Below are 18,569 nucleotides of genomic sequence, written 5' to 3' on the forward strand. Positions count from 1 at the left end.
GACTTCTCACATCATTCGGCGACAGGGCAAGTATTTAACCAATTATTATTAACCGATTAAAACCAATGCAAGTTATGAAAAAAACTCTTGCGTTTAAGCAATGGTGCACATTATCCGGTGCCTCTGCACGCCAATTTTTAAACACGTTCCGAAAAGTTATGCGATTCAGTTTTATGATCCTGTTGGTATTTCTGGTCTCCGGCCAATTGCTTTTAGCTTCCTCAAGCAAGGGTCAATCGCTGGATAAGATCAATGTCAGGCTGGAAGTGGGTAACGAAACGATAAAATCGGTAATCAAAAAAATTGAAAAGCAAACCAATTTGCGGTTTGCATACAAAGACAATGTCCTGTCACCCAACACCCACGTTACCGTTTCTTCCCTCGACAAATCGGTAAAGGATATCCTTGACGAGCTTTTTGCCAACCGGGGAATTGGGTATAGCCAGATAGACAACAATATTATTTTGTTTAATACCACAACTGCAGGGCCTGCTGCGAGCAACAATGGGCAAATTGAAACAATAACCATAAATGGCAAAGTAACCGACGAAAAAGGCGAACCCCTGCCTGGTGTATCGGTAAGGATAAAAGACACTGATATCGGTGTAGCAACTAATGTTTCAGGCGATTTTACCATTACTGTTCCCAATGCCAATACCGTATTGGTATTTACTTTTTTAGGATTCAGGCCGTTAGAACAGAGTGTTAATGGCAAAACCTTTTTAAAGGTGGCTTTAGTTCCTTTAAGCAAATCGCTCGAAGAGGTGATTATTGTGGGTTATGGCGCGGTAAAAAAGAGGGATCTTACCGGTTCCGTTGTTTCTGTTAAGGGGGATGAGATCACCAAAGTTGCGGCATCAAATCCTATGGAAGCGCTTCAGGGAAAGGTTTCGGGTGTAGATATCGTGCGTACAAGCGGTGCTGCAGGTGCAAATGTAAGCGTAACTGTTCGGGGTAACCGGTCTCTATCTGCAGGTAACGGCCCGCTTTATATAGTCGACGGAATCCAGTACAGCAATTATGAAGATATCAATCAAAACGACATTGCATCAATGGAGTTTTTAAAGGATGCTTCATCAACCGCTATTTATGGTTCGCGCGGAGCAAACGGTGTAATTATAATTACAACAAAAAGAGGCAGCAGCGGGCAACCGAAAGTAGCTGCGGGTTCATACTATGGAATTTCGGATGTTGCAGGCTATCCGGTACCCATGACAGGGCCGCAATATGCAAACCTGAAACGTGAAAGCTTCAGAACTATCGGAACATGGAATTCCCCTGCCGACGATCCGAAAGTTTTTACCAGTGCAGGCGATCTGGCTGCAGTTCAAAGCGGCCTGTCATATTACTGGCCGGGATTTTTACTGCATAAAGGCTCCCAACAGGATTATAACGCCAGCGTTTCCGGTGGTAGTGAAAAAACAAAAGCTTACTTTTCTTTTGATTATTTTAAGGAAAAAGGGTTATACGCTAATGATTACTCAAACAGGTATACCCTGCGGTTAAATATAGATCACCAGTTATTCAAAGCTTTTAAAGTGGGGCTGCAAAGTCAGCTTGCTTATTATGATCAAAACCTTCGAAACGATGGGGTATTATCCATAGCCAATAAAATTATTCCTTATTTTAATCCGTATAATGCAGATGGTAGTATAGCTAAATTTCCGGGTAACGGTAACCAGGCCAATCCTCTTTTTGATGATGATGCATCCCAGTTTGTAAATAAAAACAAGATTACTCATTTGCTTTCAACCGCCTATGCAGAATGGAAGCCAATAAATGGTTTAACCATACGGTCAAATTTAGGTATCACACTATCTGGTTCACGAAACGGCCATTTTGAAAGTGCCAATACTATAAACCGGGCCTTATCTTCAGGGTCATTATCGTCAGTAACCAATTCAAACGAAACTAATTTGCTTTGGGAAAATATTATTACCTGGCAAAAGACAATAGCCAGCCATAGCGTAGTTGTAACGGGTGTTACCAGTTATCAATCAAATGTTATGGACCAATCTGCAGCACAAGGCACCGGACAATTAATACCCGACCAATCTTTCTACGCGCTGCAAAACAATCCGTCTAACTTAAAAATATCAAGTAATTACGTTGGGCAACATTTAACTTCAGGAGCATTACGTTTAAATTATGCGTTTAAAGATAGGTATTTACTAACCCTCACCGGGCGTGCTGATGGTTCATCCGTATTGTCGTCGGGAAATAAATGGGCATTCTTCCCTTCGGCTGCCGCGGCCTGGCGTGTGGTTGATGAGGGATTTATGAAAACCCAAAACGTGTTTTCTGAGTTGAAATTACGTTTAAGCTATGGGGTTGCCGGCAATGCTGCTGTAAGCGCATACCAAACCCAAAGTAAGGCAGTGCTTATTCCATTTTCATGGAACGATATAACCGCGTTAGCATATGGCCTTGACCCCAATATCGGAAACCCTCAATTAAAGTGGGAGTTAACAGGAACCTTAAACGCCGGTATAGATTTCGGAATTTATAAAGACAGGGTTTCGGGCACTATAGATTATTATGATTCGCACACCAGGGATTTGTTATTGCCACAGCAATTACCTGCCTCAACAGGAGCGCAAAGAACATTGGCCAATGTTGGCAAAAGTCGTAATACAGGTATTGAGATTGCACTGAAAACCATTAACATCCAATCAGAAAGCTTTACATGGACATCCAATATCACCTATACACGCAATAAGGAACGCATCACTTATTTACCAAATGGTGTGAACGACCTTGCCAATGGCTGGTTTATAGGCTACCCGGTTGTATCTTTTTACGATTATCAAAAAACAGGTATCTGGCAAACATCTGAAGCCGCCCAGGCTGCAACTTATGGGTACAAGCCAGGTGATATTAAGGTTGCTGATTTAGATAATGACGGAAAGTTTACCACAACATTTGACCGTAAAATACTTGGCTCAGCTGTCCCAAGGTATAGCTTTGGCTTTAGCAACGATTTTAAATATAGGGGCTTCGATTTAAATGTGCAGGTATTTGGACGTATCGGGCAGATGTTCGTATCTCAATACGCATTGAAGTATGAGCCTAATGGAATTGAAAATGGCGCCAATGTAGACTATTGGACGCCGGAAAACCCAACAAACGCCTACCCAAGGCCAAGTGCCAATATCACAAAGGCATCAGAGCCATTTGCTTCAACCTTGGGCTATAAAGATGGTTCGTATGTTAAAATAAGGAACGCAACGCTTGGGTTTACCTTTCCCGCAAGTGTAACTAAACCCATCCATGTGTCTAATTTAAGAATCTATGTGAGCGCCAAAAACTTTGCGACCTTCTCAAATATAAAAGATTATGATCCGGAAGGCGGCGGTTCATTTGACAGGCCACTTACTAAATTGTTCCTGGCCGGTGTAAACCTTTCTTTTTAACAAATACTAATATCTTAAAAATTATATTATGAAAAATTTACTAAAAAGTTGGGCGCTGCTGCTTATAGCCATTGCCACTTTATTTAGTGCCTGCAGCAAAAAGCTCGAAGAATATAACCCCAGTAATTTAACCGCTACAACAGTTTATACCAAAGCGGTAGGTTTTGAAACATTGGTTAATGCAGCCTATACCTATACCCGGTTTTGGTATGGGAAGGAAGAAGGGTACCTGGCCTCTGAAATGGGAACGGATATCTGGACGAGCGGTACCGGCGACCCATACCCAATGTTTACTCAATATATTAATTTACAAGGCACCGCAGACCCGCTGCCTTTATTGTGGAACAACTTGTATGCCGGTGTAAATTTATGCAATACGGGCATAGCCCAGATTGCTGCCGTTACAGATTATACGGCAGCCCAAAAATTGAACCGCGAAGCCGAGCTGCGTTTTTTAAGAGCATTTTATTACTGGCATATTGTTGAAACCTGGGGCGGTGTAAACTTTACCACCAAACCAACCGCAGGTGCCAATACAGAAGCTAATAAAACACCGGTTGAGACTTTTTATAAGCAGATATTTGAAGATCTTACATTTGCAGTAGCTAACCTGACTCCAACCACCACCGATTATGGACGGGCAACAGTGCCGGTAGCTAAAGCTTTTTTAGCACGGATGTACTTAACCCGGGGTATGAATGCCGAGGCATTTAACATGGCCGATGATGTGATTAAAAACTATAGCTATGTATTGCAGCCTAAATATGCTGATCTGTGGAATATGGGGAACCTGAAAAATAAGGAAGTGATTTGGGCCATTGATTATTCAACCAACCTGGCCAATAATGATCTTACCTCGGCAACATATCCAAACGGGCACTATCGGGGTTCAAACAACGGGCACTTACTATACCTGATGGTTTATGACCAGGTAAATTCAAGCCTGCTCGTCCGTGATATTCCAAACGGAAGGCCGTTTAACAGGTATATGCCCACTTTAGCTTATTTAAACATGTTTGATCAGCAAAATGATTCACGCTATGCCGGCTCCTTTCAGAGTGTTTGGTATGCTAATAAAGCAGGTACTTATAATGGTAATGCTGTTAAAGTTGGCGATACGGTTTGTTATACCCCCAATGCAACTATACCTGCAGCATCGCAGAGCAGTAAATATGTTACTTATGACCTGTCCAAGGTATATAAATCAAATGGGGTGCCTATTCAGCGTAAGTTTTATGTTTCTTTATCGAAATTTAAAGATTCAACACGTGCAAGTGTGGCTGAGGCCCAAAGTGCCCGCGATGTCTTTGTGATCAGGCTGGCCGAGATGTACCTGATTGCTGCCGAAGCAAAATTAAACCTGGGCGACCCGGGAACCGCGGCAACTTATATTAACGTACTTAGGACAAGGGCGGCAAAACCTGGTCATATAGCAGAAATGCAGATCACTCCCGCACAGGTTACGCTCGATTTTATTTTGGACGAAAGAGCACGTGAGTTGGGCGGCGAACAGTTACGATGGTTTGATTTGAAGCGGACGGGTAAATTGGCGAGCCGGATCCAAGCTATGAACCCGGACGCCGCAGCCAATTTTAAGCCATATGAATTGGTACGACCCATACCTCAGGGACAAATTGATGCCGTAACCAATAAAGATGTATTTAAACAAAACCCGGGCTATAATTAATTTGAAACGGTATAAAAGGGGATCTGATAAATGATCCCTTTTTATAATTTTTGAGCCTGCTATAAGTATGCAACCGGAGAGAAAAAATTTTGCTAAAAAACAATATATGATGTACAGGAGCGGTAATATTAAAATTAAAGGCTTATTATTTATCTGCCTTTTAATAAGCGCGTTGTTGTTGATGTCTTTTCTGATTACTCCCGGCCATACCACCGTATACCTGGCGGGTGATTCAACAATGGCCAATAAGCAGCCAAAGGCATTTCCCGAGACAGGTTGGGGGATGCCTTTCAGCGCTTTTTTTGATAGTACGGTAGTTGTTGACAACCGTGCTCAGAATGGCCGAAGCACCAAAACGTTTATTAGTGAAGGCTTATGGAGCTCTATTATCGGCAGTTTAAAGGAAGGAGATTATGTATTTATACAGTTTGGCCACAATGATGAGGTACCTACTAAAAAGAGCTATATCAATGAACAGGGGTTCCGAGATAACTTAGCAAGGTTTATCCGCGAAACCAGGGAAAAAAAAGCAAACCCGGTATTGCTGACACCAGCAGCGCGAAGAAAGTTTGATACAACAGGAACCATCGTTAGCACACATGAAGTGTATTCGGCCATAGTGCGTAAACTGGCAGCAGAACAAAAGGTCCCGCTGATTGACCTGGACAGGGAAAGCCAGGCTTTATTGCAAAAACTCGGGCCCGAGGGATCAAAAAAGTTGTTTAATTACCTTAATCCGGGAGAACGTATTAACTATCCGGAAGGCCGGGCTGATGATACGCACTTTAGTGAGCTGGGAGCCCTGAAAATGGCCGAAATAGTTTTAGCAGGCATCCGGTCGTTAAAGCTTGGGCTTATCGCGCATATCGCGCATTCAAATGTTAAACCTTTATATGAAAAATAAATTGCTGTTCGTTACGCTATTAATTATAAACGGACAGGTTCTTGCGCAACAAAAAAAAGGACTATCCGTAACTGGTGCCAATTATATCTCTAAAGTATGGGTGGCAGATCAGGGTAATGGCACCTATAAAAATCCGGTGATAAATGCCGATTATTCCGATCCTGACGCTATTCGCGTTGGCGACGATTTCTATCTTGTATCTTCAAGCTTTGAAGCAATTCCAGGTTTGCCTGTTTTGCATTCAAAAGATCTGGTTAACTGGAGCATCTTAGGTTACGCGTTATTGAAGCAGCCACCCTTTGATCATTTTGACGTACCGCGGCACGGCGATGGGGTTTGGGCTCCCGCCATCCGCTATTACCATAACGAATTTTATATTTATTATCCTGACCCTGATTTTGGCATTTACGTGGTAAAAGCTAAAAAACCCGCCGGCCCCTGGAGCAAACCTTTTATGGTTATGGAAGGCAAAGGTATCATAGATCCCTGTCCGCTGCTGGATAGCGACGGCAGTATGTACCTTGTGCACGGCTTCGCAGGCAGCCGGGCAGGTATAAAAAGCGTAATCGCTGTAAACAAATTAAATAATGACGGAACCAGGGTAGTTGACGATGGCGTGATTGTTTATGACGGACATGAAATGGACCCTACCATAGAAGGCCCGAAGTTTTATAAGCGTAACGGGTTTTACTACATTTTTGCTCCGGCAGGGGGCGTCCCCACAGGCTGGCAACTGGCGCTACGTTCAAAAAATATCTATGGGCCATATGAGCGGCGGGTAGTAATGGATCAGGGGAAAAGTAGCATCAATGGCCCACATCAGGGTGCATGGGTGGATACACCAACCGGAGAAGACTGGTTTCTGCATTTCCAGGACAAAGGCGTTTATGGGCGCGTGGTGCATTTACAACCAATGATCTGGAAGGATAACTGGCCTGTTATTGGTGTAGATACGGATGGTGATGGCAAAGGCGAACCGGTATTAACGTATAAAAAGCCCAATGTTGGTAAAATCTTTCCGGTAAGCACTCCGCAGGAAAGTGACGAATTTAATACCATGTCTCCGGGCTTACAATGGCAATGGATGGCTAACGCGAAGCCCATATGGATGTTTATGAATATCAATAAAGGCGCTTTGAGGTTTTACAGTTATCAACCCCCAAATGATGCCGCTAACCTGTGGTTTACGCCAAATGTGCTGTTACAAAAGTTTCCGGCTGACGAATTTATGGCTACTGCCAAAATCACCTTTACGCCTAACTTAAAGCTGGAGGGTGAAAAAACGGGACTTACCATTATGGGTTTCAGCTATGCTAATATCGCCATGCAAAGTAAAAAAGATGGCATATACCTGGTATTTACTACTTGTACGGAAGCAGATAAGGGCAAAAAGGAGCTGGAGGAAGTGATTACGAAGCTATCGTCACCAACTGTTTACCTGCGTGTTAAAGTAACGAAGAATGCCGTATGTAACTTCAGCTACAGCACCGATGGAATAGATTATAAAAGTACCGGCAGGCCATTTACGGCCGAGGCAGGCCGTTGGATTGGGGCCAAGATTGGCTTGTTTTGTACACGTACAAGCCAGGTCAATGATTCGGGTCATGCTGATGTAGATTGGTTTAGGGTAACGCCTAATAATTAATACGATGTGTGAGCATATATTGGAACCGGTATCCATCAATTGTAAATCAACAACAAATAAAAATAAACGAAGATGATCCGGTTAGTTTATCATCAACAAAATGAATTCGTATGAGAAGTGATCAGCTTATAAAAAGGTGCCTGCTTATTATTGCCATCCTTGCACAGTGTTCATTGATGTTACAGGCTCAAAACAAGCAGCCTTATTCGCAGCGCATGACACAAACGGTTATGACTATCTGGAAAGATAGCCTGACAACCGGCGACAAGTGGACTTATGACCAGGGAGTGATTTTGAAAGGCATAGAAGGCGTGTGGCAACAAACAGGCGACAAAAGATACTTCACCTATATACAGCAATGTATGGACAGATATGTTATGCCCGACGGCAATATCCGCACCTATCGGCAAGCTGATTACAATATAGATAACGTATTGTGCGGCCGTAATTTGTTGACGTTATATAAAGTGCTGGGTGCCCAAAAATACTATAAGGCGGCAACGTTGCTGCGTGAACAACTGCGGAAACAACCGCGTGTACCCGAGGGGGGCTTTTGGCATAAAAACCGTTACCCAAACCAGATGTGGCTGGACGGTTTATATATGGGCGAGCCTTTTTATGCTGAATATGCTGCTGCTTTTCATGAAGATACCGCATTTAATGATATAGCCAGGCAATTTATCCTGATGGAAGAAAAGGCCCGCGACACAAAAACCGGGCTGTTGTATCATGGCTGGGATCAAAGTAAAAAAGAACGTTGGGCTAACCCGGAAACCGGTCAGTCGCTTAATTTTTGGGGCCGGGCAATGGGTTGGTATGGGATGGCATTGGTTGATGTGCTTGATTATTTTCCGGCGCAGCATCCCAAACGCGTGGAGTTACTGGCAATACTTAACCGGTTTGTCGCGGCAATTGTTAAATATCAGGATGAAAATTCTGGCTTGTGGTACCAGGTACTTGACAAAAGTGACGCCAAAGGGAATTATCCGGAAGCATCGGCATCATGTATGTTTGTATACACCATGGCAAAAGCGGTGAGGCAGGGATACTTACAGCCAACCTATTTACCCTCCATTCAAAAAGGCTATAACGGAATTATCAAAAAGTTTATTGAAACGGATGCAAATGGGCAGTTGAACCTTAACGGCACGGTGAGTGTATCGGGGCTTGGAGGGAAACCATACCGGGATGGGAGTTACGAGTATTATTTAAGCGAGAAGGTAATAACTAACGATGCTAAAGGTGTCGGCGCATTTATATTAGCCAGTGTTGAGGTAGAGCGCCTGGCCGATGCGCATAGCGGAATAACAAAACCATAATTTCTGGTAGCTGAAAAAATCTTATGAGTATAAGAACTGTGTCGCTGCTAATATGCTTTAGATTTTTAACTTTGATCCACCATGAAATGGATCACGCGTGCCCGTCCTAAAATTGACCGTATTGCCTGCCCCTGGCTCATCAAACGCTTCATTGATCCTGAAGGTGAAATCATCTACGTTCCGTACGAGGAAGTGCTGGCGAAGGCAGCTGAGTTGGATGCTATCCCTTTTGATATTCCCAATGTAGAGTATACCCACTACGAAGATCAATGCACCTTTGATTATTTCCTTAAAAAACACCAGTTAAAGGATGCAGCTTTAAACCGGCTGGCCTCGATAATCAGGGGCGCGGATACCGACCGCCACGATTTTGCGCCGCAATCAGCCGGGTTGGAAGCGGTATTTTCGGGGTTAAGGCATGATATTGCCGATGATCAGCAACTCCTGGCATTAGGCATGGTGATCTACGACGGACTATACAACTGGGCTAAATACCTCCATAAACAAAAACATACAGACGGGCCTGTTGAACAAAGGCTTATAGAGGTTTACCACCAGTACCTCAAAACTAAAGAAGATAAAAAAGCGCCATCCTGGACAAAGGAACTTAAAGAGATGATCCAGGACCAGATCGATACCAATATGAGCCTGAGCCTGCAACAGGCGTCTGAAGAGTTGGAAATCAATCCGGCCTATTTATCCAGGGAGTTTTCCAAATATTTTGAGAATATGAGTTTTGGCGATTATATCCGGAAAATGCGGATTGAAAAAGCCATTAACCTGATGGGGACCACCACCCACAGCTTCACAGAAATTGCTTACCTGACCGGCTTTTCTGATCAGGGCCATTTTTCGAGGATTTTTAAACAGCATACGGGGCAAAGCCCTTCGGAGTATAAAAAAAGCCTGGCCAAAAAGTAAAATCTGTCCAAATGGTAAATTTTATTCAAGCTTTTCCAGTAGATTGTTTATAGCGTTGCAACCATAAATTTATATATAGTGTATTCAAAAACCTATTCGAAATTTTATCAGGCTAAAACCTCAAAAATTATACTGTTGATGCTGGCCATGGGGTTGTTTTGTCAGCAGCTTCATGCACAGCAATCCGGCAGCATTTATCTTGATTCCCTGCTCAGCACGGCGGCCCGTAATTATCCGCTGATTAAAGCCAAACGTTTGCAGACCCAGGGATTGCAATATGCCGTTAAATTACAGCAAAACGGCATCATTCCTTCTATAAATGCATCTTACCAGGTAGATTACGCTACTTACAACAATATTACGGGTATGATTTACCCGCAATACATTACACCTATCAGCGGCCCGCCAAGCAAATCAAATGATTATAAAGGCACGCCAGGAAGTGCCGCAGCTCTGAACCTGCAATGGGAGCCTTTTACCTTTGGGCAGCGTGGAGCAGCCGTTGAATTGGCCAGGGGGAAACTCAAAAACGGGCAAGCCGACGAAACGCTTACCATTTTTCAGCATAAGATATTTGTGATTAATGCCTGGCTCAATTACCTGCTTACTGCCGACCTGGTTAAAGTTTATCAAAGTAATATCAGCAGGGATGCTTATCACCTGAAACAATCGCAGGCTGTTGTATCAAGCGGGTTAAGGCCTGGAACGGATTCATCTACTTTTCACGCCGAACTGGCTAAAGCACAGATCCAACTCATAGCTTTTGAACGCCGAAGGGATTCATGCCTGATCGTTTTAAAAGAACTCACCGGTGGTAACTTACCCGGTACCCCGGTGGCAGATTCTGCGATGTTTAAGAGCCTGCCTGTTGTTCCACTCAATGCTGATGATACTGAACATCCCGAGCTTAGCTTGCAAAAAACCAATGTACTGACCAATGAGTTAACCCTTAAAACCTACAAAAGAAGCCTTTTGCCTAAACTAACTATCTGGAGCGTGGGTTATGGCCGCGGATCAGGCGTAGCCGCCGATGGGGCGGTTAATAATGGTGATGGGTGGCGTTTTGAGCGGTATAATTATGGTATCGGCGCACAGCTTTCTTTTCCTATCATGGAAGTATTTCGACAGAAACCCTTATTCAAACAGCAGCAACTGAATATTGAGGCCAGCCGGGAGCAGCTTAAACAAACCGAACTTCATTTGAATACTGAGCGGGAAATAGCAGATTCCGCTTTAACTAAGTCCATACAATCTGCCCGCCTGGCCCCGGAAGCATTGAAAGCGGCGCGGTACGCCTACCAGGCAATACAATCCCGCTATCAGTCGGGGCTCATCAGTTATTATGATGTGATCCAATCCCTGCAATTGCTCTACCAATCGGAAGCCTCGGTTAAGATCGCTTATTGGGGAGCCTGGAAATCTTTATTAACTAAGGCTGCTTACCAGGGCAATATAGATATCTTTTTAAATCAATACGGAAAATGAATATCATCCAGCTTTTATATGGTTCATTAAGAAAACCGGTAACGATCATTGTCGCGGTTATCGCCATCATTTTCTTTTCCGTAATTTCTATTCGCAATATGCCCGTAGATATTTTTCCAAAACTGGGCACCCCAACCATCTATGTAGCACAAACCTATGGCGGCTTGTCTGCCGAGCAATTGGAAGGTTATATCACTTCTTATTATGAATACCACTTTCTGTATGTTACCGGCATCAAATCGGTTGAAAGCAAGACAATACAAGGCGTAACCCTGCTAAAGCTGAACTTTCATGAGGGTACTGATATGGGCCAGGCCACCGGTGAAGTTGTGGCGATGGTGAACCGGGCCAGGGCATTTATGCCACCGGGTACTATATCTCCCTTTGTTACCCGTTTTGACGGCGGCAGTGTACCGGTAGGGCAACTGGTATTCAGCTCAACGCGCTCCCTGTCTGAAGTGCAGGACCTGGCCTTGTTTAAGGTAAGGCCCATGTTCTCAACCCTGCCGGGTGTTTCCGCTCCGCCGCCGTTTGGGGGTAACCAGAGAACCGTACTCATTAAAGCTGATCCTGATAAATTACGCAGTTATAACGTTACACCCCAGGACCTGGTAACCGCCATTGCCAAGGGGAATGTCATCACCCCCTCGGGCAATATTCGTGTAGGCGACCAAACGCTGATCACGCCGCAAAATACGGTTGTGGAAAATATCCAGGACCTGGCTAATATTCCCATTAAAACTGGCAGCGGCCCGACTGTTTTTGTACATGATGTGGCCGCGGTAGATAATGGGGCGGATATTACATCAGGTTATGCGCTCATTAACGGCAAACGCTCAGTATATATTCCTGTAACCAAAAGGGCCGATGCTTCTACCTGGGATGTGGTTCAACGGGTTAAAGCGGCATTGCCGGATATGCAAGCTGCCATACCGCCGGATATCAAAGTGAGCTACGAGTTTGACCAGTCGGGCTATGTCATCAATTCGATAAAGAGTTTAACTACAGAAGGGATATTAGGTGCCGTACTCACTGGCCTCATGGTACTGTTATTTCTGCGCGATTGGAGGGGATCGCTCATTGTGGTACTTACTATTCCGCTGGCTTTGTTATCAGCGGTTATTTGTTTGAAATTATTCGGGCAATCCATCAATATCATGACTTTAGGCGGCCTGGCGCTGGCCGTTGGTATTTTAGTAGATGAAGCTACCGTTACTATAGAAAATATCCATCATCACCAGGAAAAAGGCGAGTCGAAAGGCCGGGCGATACTGGAAGCTTCTAAAGAGATAGCATTACCCAAGCTGTTAATATTGCTATGTATCCTTGCGATATTTTTTCCGGCATTTTTTATGTCCGGTATTCCCAAAGCAATGTTTTTGCCTTTATCCTTAGCGGTAGGTTTGGCCATGATCGCGTCATTCCTGCTTTCACAATCCTTTGTCCCGGTCATGGCCAACTGGCTTTTTAAGGATCATTTGAGCGAAAACGCGAAAGAGGGTGAAAAGATGAGTAAATTTAAAGACCGGCATGGCAAATGGCTGAAAAAAGCCGCCACCGCATCTACATTGATTGTTACGGTATACCTGTTGGTATCTGTGGTTGCCGCGGTTTTATTGTTCAATGTTTTAGGAAAAGAATTATTTCCTAAAGTTGATGCAGGCCAATTCCAGGTCAGGATTCGTTTAGCCGATGGCACCCGTCTTGAGCGTACTGAAACTAAAACCAAAGCATTGCTGGCCCTGATAGATAGTTTATCGGGCGGGCAAAAAATAGCCATTACTTCTGCCTTTATCGGCAACCAGGGTTCGTCATACCCTGTTAATGCCATCCACTTATGGACAAGCGGCCCCCAGGAAGCAGTTCTTAAAGTCAATTTCGTGGAGAATGCAGGCATAAATCTCGAAGATTTTAAGGAAACTTTGAGAAAAGAAGTGGCCCTGAAAATACCCGGTATGCAAATTTCCTTTGAGCCGTCGGACCTGGTAGACCAGGTGATGAGCCAGGGCACCAACACCCCTGTACAGATTAGGATATTGGGTAAAAATTTATTACAGGACAGGGATTTTGCGCAGCGGATCCTCGACCAACTACACAAATTGCCATACCTGCGGGATATTACCTATGGCGCACCTCAAAGTTACCCCGCCATGAAACTGGAGTTTGACCGGGTTAGGTTAGGACAATTAGGCTTAACGGTAGATGACGCAAGTAAATCACTGATCGCGGCCACGTCTTCCAGCAGGTTTACCCAACCCAATTACTGGCTGGATAAAGCTAATGCCACTGCTTACCAGGTGCAGGTTCAGGTGCCGGAGTTTGTCATGAACGACCCTGGTAAGGTAGATAATATCCTATTGGGTTCAAATGGCGGCAAACAGGTGTTTATGCGTGATGTGGCCAGTTGGAAGATGGGTAGGATAGAAGGGGAGTATGACCGTTTAAACCAAAAGCGTTTTATCACGCTTACAGCTAACCTGCATGGCAAATCGTTAGGCGCCGCCATCAGCGACATTGATAAGATTATTGCAGGCTTAGGCAAGTTGCCCGATGGTATGAAGATCCAGCAGCAGGGCCAGGCAGAAGTGTTTCAGCAAACATTTGATGAACTGCAAACAGGTGTCCTGCTGGCCATTGTCGTGATATTCCTGTTGCTGGCTGTTAATTTCCAATCATTCAGGGTTTCGCTGATTGTGATCGGTATTATACCGGGCGTATTGACCGGGTGTTTTTTACTGCTGTGGCTAACGGGTAAAACCTTAAATATTCAATCTTACATGGGTTGTATTATGGCCATTGGCGTGGCGGTTGCCAATGCTATCCTGTTTATCATCCAGGCAGAAAACTATCGTAAACTAAGAACCGAAAATTCATTTCTGATCGGAATCAGGGACAGGACAAGGCCCATCCTGATGACTGGCCTTGCAATGATTGCCGGGATGGTCCCGATGGCATCGGGAATAGGTGAGGGCGGGGATCAGACCGCGCCCTTAGGCATAGCGGTAATAGGCGGGTTATTATTCGGGTTGCTCTTGAGCCTGTTGATTTTACCACTGATCTATCATGCCTTAGCCGGCGATAGCCCGGTTAAGGCGATCTCACTTGATCCCGACGATAAGGAAAGCAAATACTTTACCATTACCGAACCAAACGCATGAAAGCATTACATACATATTTAGGATTAGGCCTGTTGCTGATACTTGGGGCTTGCGGCAGCAATGAAAATAAGACGCCAGTAGCTACGGTGGCGCCGGTAAAACAACCTGTAGAGCTGATTGAACTTAAAGCCGGTAAGGTGAGCAATAAACTCAGCCTCACCGGGGAAATTATTCCAAACGACCGCGCCAATATCTATGCCCGTACAGCCGGTTACGTAAAAGATGTAAAAGCGGACATTGGCAGCACGGTAAGTAAAGGCCAGGTGCTTTGTATCCTGGACGCGCCTGAATTAAAAGCCGTCGAGGCGCAGAGTCGCAGTAACAGCCAGGGAGCTTATTCTAAGTTCCTGTCCAGCAAAAGCTTTTACTCGCGGCTGTTAAAAGCATCCAAAACACCCGGCGCCATATCAGATAATGAACTGGATATTGCCCGCAACCAAATGAAAACAGACAGCTCCGCTTATGAAGCTTCCAAAGCTGCTACCCGGGCTAACCATGCATTAGAAGATTACCTCGTTATCCGGTCACCATTTAACGGAGTAGTTACCGCCCGTAATATTTTTAAAGGCGATTATGTGGATAATACCGGTAAGATCCTGCTTTTTACAGTAGAGGATAACTCGTTGTTAAGGATCCAGGTACCGGTACCGGAGGCTTATAATGCCACTAAAATAGAAGATAACCAGGCCTCGTTTACCGTTTCCGCTTTGCCGGGAGTTATATTTAAAGCCAATCTTGCACGGAAATCTGAAGCGATCAGCTCAGATACCCGGAGCGAAACATGGGAGTTTAGTTTCCCCAATCAAAAAAAACAGCTTAAGCCCGGTATGTTTGCCCAGATCACCTTAAATGTTGATCGTCCTGATCCTGGCTTTACGGTACCTTACAAGGCTGTTGTAACCACGCAGGAACGCAAGTTTGTGGTGAAACTGGTAAACGGCAAAGCCAATTGGGTAGATGTAAAAACAGGATTTACAGGCAAAGAAAAAGTAGAAATTACCGGTGAGTTGAAAGATGGTGACAAGCTGGTTAAACAAGCTAACGAGGAGATGAAAGAGGGCACAATTCTTCCTGTTAAGCAATAGTTGATTAATGTATTACACCGAGGTTATAAATTAATTCCGGGGTTCCAATCGAAACATTGACAGTAAGCCAATGCAGTGACTCAACAGGGCGGATGTTAGCCGAAAACGGCAACGGAACTGCAATACTTTATTCAAATGATTTTAAAAGTGTAGTCGGTACCGGCCCTATAAAAGACGGTTTAAAAGACGGCGCCTGGAATGGATCATTAAACGATACCTTACGATATGAGGCAACTTATAAAAGCGGCAACGTGATTAAAGGAAACGGCTATGCTAAAAGCGGTAATAAATATCCTTTTAATATGGAATATACTGTCCCTGAATTTATGGGAGGGCTAAACAAATTTGGAAGCTATCTTGCGAAGAGTATAGTATACCCGCCTGAAGCACGCAATCATAATATACAGGGGCGGGCAATCTTAACCTTTACTGTTAACCGGCTGGGTATTCTACATGACATTCACTGCGTACAGGGAAATGAAATCCTGGCCGAAGAAGCTTTGCGTGTAATTCGTTTATCCCCGCCCTGGAAACCCGCCACCAGTTATGGAATTACTGTTGATGCAATTTATTCTGTACCAATAAGTTTTTCCTTGGCTTATGAAAACTAAGCTAATTTTAAATCAATCCTAACACTTTGCTCGTTCTTGCCCTCGTCTCGTCACTCAAAGCCTCGTTACTGGCCAATGACACCCCGTATGAAGGGATCATCTGTCTGAATTTTTGCTGCCAGGCCTCTGTTTTGACGTGGTTTTTAAAACAGCGTTCGATAAGCTGGATCATAATAGGTACCGAAGTCGAGGCGCCCGGTGAGGCACCTAACAAGGCTGAGATACTGCCATCAGCAGAGGTAACCACCTCTGTGCCAAACTCCAGCACACCAGTATGTTTGGCGTCCTTTTTAATAACCTGTACACGCTGACCGGCTATATCCAGATCCCAATCTTCGGCTTTGGCCGTTGGCATGTAATCCTTAAGTGCGTTAAGCCTGTCGGCAGGCGATTGCATAACCTGAGAAATGAGGTACTTGGTTAAAGGCCAGTTATCGCGCCCCACAGCAAGTAAGGGAAGTATATTGTTTAACTTAATAGAACCAAAAAGATCAAGCAATGATCCTTTTTTCAGGAAGCGGGTTGAAAAACCTGCATATGGGCCAAAAAGTAATGCTCGTTTACCGTCAATCATCCGGGTATCCAGGTGAGGAACCGACATTGGCGGCGAACCAACCGATGCTTTACCATAAACTTTGGCTTCGTGTTGTTTTACGATATCGGGGTTATTACACACCAGCCACTGGCCACTTACCGGGAAGCCGCCAAAGCCCTTACTTTCCGGAATTCCTGATTTTTGCAGCAGGGGCAAGGCACCACCACCGGCACCAACAAAAACAAATTTAGCATTCAGTTTTCTTTTATTACCTGTGTTCTTGTCTTTCACAGTAATTTTCCAGGTGCCGTCGGCATTGCGCTTAATATCCCTTACATCATGATTAAGGCTTATGTTTACGCCTCCTTTTTGTTTAAGCTCATCTATAAGCGCACTGGTAAGGCTGCCAAAGTTTACGTCGGTGCCGATATCCATAAACGTTGCCGATACTTTTTCATCAGGGTCGCGGCCTTCCATCACCAGCGGGATCCATTTCTTTATTTGAGCCTTATCCTCCGAGTATTCCATCCCTTTAAAAAAATGATGCTTGGTAAGGGCCTGCTGACGTTTTTTTAGATATTCAACGTTTTCTTCACCCCAAACAAAGCTCATATGCGGCACTTTACGGATAAAACGTCGCGGGTTATTTAAAAGGCCCTGTTCAATAAGATAAGCCCAAAACTCCTTACTGGTTTCAAACTGCTCGGCAATTTTAATGGCTTTTTTTATTTCAACGGTACCATCGGGAAGCTGGGGGGTGTAGTTTAATTCACAAAATGCCGAGTGACCGGTACCTGCATTGTTCATCGGGGCCGAGCTTTCGGCAGCGATAACATCCAGGCGTTCAAAAATTTCAATCGTCAGATCGGGCTGCAGCTCTTTAAGCATTACACCAAGGGTGGCGCTCATAATACCTGCGCCAATTAAAACCACATCAACTGTTAAATTTGAACCTGTACCGCTATTAGTCATTTTATTATGATATCCTGCATATGCCGCAGTGTTATTTATAACAAAGGTAAACCCCCGTTTTTTTAAAATTGTTATGATGGTTTAAGTCCTGCCGCTAATTAACCGGCCCGGCAAAATAAATCAGGCAATTTTAAGAAATTTTTATAGAAAAACTGTCCTTTACCTGTCCATTAAATGCAATAAAATCTATGTTTAAATTGTTTAAACTCCATTTATAGATTAATACTGCATTTGGTATATCAAAACACTATAACACAAAACGGCTAAAATGATGTATATAAGTTAAGAGCTAATTTATAAACCATGATTCTGTTTAAACCATGTATTTGTTTTTGCGCCTTGGCGATGACCATATTTGCCTGCAAACAAAATAAACCGAAACCTGTATCAAATGATATTTCAAAAACAACAGTTACCGTTGCAGGTAAAAAGGATAGCGTGATCAATAATCCGCGCAAAAAATATGGAGAGGCAACGGTGGGCGATCCGTGCGTAAAATGTTTGCTTGCAGTTATTCAGGATAGTAAAAGTTACAAAGAAAGTACTAATGGTATTTCGCCGCAAAGCATAAACTATACCATTAACTGGGTAAAAGCGTCGGCCCCGGCATTAACACCAGACACCAGTAACCAAACCAACGGTATAAGAGTTGACGTAAAGAAAGATGAAGACGGTGAAGACGCACGCTTATGCTCATATATTTATAACAATATCAGCGGCACCATGTACGTACTCAATAACCAAAATAAATATCAGCATGAAGTGTCAAGCATAACACCGGCAATTCTTAAAAAAATCCGCCATAGTTGCTACTGGGGTGTGGCATCACAATAA

At 44.0% G+C, this 18,569-nt stretch carries 12 protein-coding genes; 11 read left to right on the top strand and 1 reads right to left on the bottom strand.

Going from position 1 to position 18,569, the window contains the following annotated elements:
• Positions 1 to 74: 74 nt before the first annotated feature.
• The 10 genes from ABID99_RS11610 (at position 75) to ABID99_RS11655 (ending at position 16,228) form a co-directional block, all read left to right on the top strand.
• Positions 75 to 3,413, top strand: a complete 3,339-nt coding sequence (locus ABID99_RS11610) for a SusC/RagA family TonB-linked outer membrane protein (protein WP_373613802.1) — start codon at positions 75 to 77, stop codon at positions 3,411 to 3,413.
• Between the two features lie 28 nt (positions 3,414 to 3,441).
• Positions 3,442 to 5,100 (top strand): RagB/SusD family nutrient uptake outer membrane protein, encoded by a 1,659-nt coding sequence (locus ABID99_RS11615; RefSeq protein ID WP_373613803.1) that lies wholly within the window; start codon positions 3,442 to 3,444, stop codon positions 5,098 to 5,100.
• Between the two features lie 106 nt (positions 5,101 to 5,206).
• On the top strand, positions 5,207 to 6,004 hold the full coding sequence (locus ABID99_RS11620; RefSeq protein ID WP_373613804.1) for a rhamnogalacturonan acetylesterase: 798 nt from the start codon (positions 5,207 to 5,209) through the stop codon (positions 6,002 to 6,004).
• Complete coding sequence (locus tag ABID99_RS11625; protein ID WP_373613805.1) at positions 5,994 to 7,649, top strand: glycoside hydrolase 43 family protein; 1,656 nt, start codon at positions 5,994 to 5,996, stop codon at positions 7,647 to 7,649. The genes ABID99_RS11620 and ABID99_RS11625 overlap by 11 nt, the downstream gene beginning before the upstream one ends.
• Before the next feature lie 110 nt (positions 7,650 to 7,759).
• Positions 7,760 to 8,968, top strand: coding sequence for a glycoside hydrolase family 105 protein (locus tag ABID99_RS11630; protein ID WP_254780063.1), 1,209 nt, complete (start codon positions 7,760 to 7,762; stop codon positions 8,966 to 8,968).
• Between the two features lie 81 nt (positions 8,969 to 9,049).
• Positions 9,050 to 9,889 (top strand): chromate resistance protein ChrB domain-containing protein, encoded by an 840-nt coding sequence (locus ABID99_RS11635; RefSeq protein WP_090525779.1) that lies wholly within the window; start codon positions 9,050 to 9,052, stop codon positions 9,887 to 9,889.
• 78 nt (positions 9,890 to 9,967) lie between these two features.
• Positions 9,968 to 11,374, top strand: a complete 1,407-nt coding sequence (locus ABID99_RS11640; protein WP_090525778.1) for a TolC family protein — start codon at positions 9,968 to 9,970, stop codon at positions 11,372 to 11,374.
• Positions 11,371 to 14,532 (top strand): efflux RND transporter permease subunit, encoded by a 3,162-nt coding sequence (locus ABID99_RS11645; protein WP_373613806.1) that lies wholly within the window; start codon positions 11,371 to 11,373, stop codon positions 14,530 to 14,532. The genes ABID99_RS11640 and ABID99_RS11645 overlap by 4 nt, the downstream gene beginning before the upstream one ends.
• Positions 14,529 to 15,617, top strand: a complete 1,089-nt coding sequence (locus tag ABID99_RS11650; protein WP_373613807.1) for an efflux RND transporter periplasmic adaptor subunit — start codon at positions 14,529 to 14,531, stop codon at positions 15,615 to 15,617. Before ABID99_RS11645 ends, ABID99_RS11650 begins: the two co-directional genes overlap by 4 nt.
• A gap of 92 nt (positions 15,618 to 15,709) precedes the next feature.
• On the top strand, positions 15,710 to 16,228 hold the full coding sequence (locus tag ABID99_RS11655; RefSeq protein WP_188831963.1) for an energy transducer TonB: 519 nt from the start codon (positions 15,710 to 15,712) through the stop codon (positions 16,226 to 16,228).
• Between the two features lie 7 nt (positions 16,229 to 16,235).
• On the opposite strand, the gene ABID99_RS11660 is transcribed toward ABID99_RS11655, so the two are convergent.
• On the bottom strand, positions 16,236 to 17,735 hold the full coding sequence (locus ABID99_RS11660; protein WP_373613808.1) for a malate:quinone oxidoreductase: 1,500 nt from the start codon (positions 17,733 to 17,735) through the stop codon (positions 16,236 to 16,238).
• A gap of 303 nt (positions 17,736 to 18,038) precedes the next feature.
• On the opposite strand from ABID99_RS11660, the gene ABID99_RS11665 reads away from it, so the two are divergent.
• Entirely contained in the window at positions 18,039 to 18,569 is a 531-nt protein-coding gene (locus ABID99_RS11665) for a hypothetical protein (RefSeq protein ID WP_373613809.1), read from the top strand.

Source organism: Mucilaginibacter sp. OAE612 (assembly GCF_041806395.1).
Classification (GTDB): domain Bacteria; phylum Bacteroidota; class Bacteroidia; order Sphingobacteriales; family Sphingobacteriaceae; genus Mucilaginibacter; species Mucilaginibacter rubeus.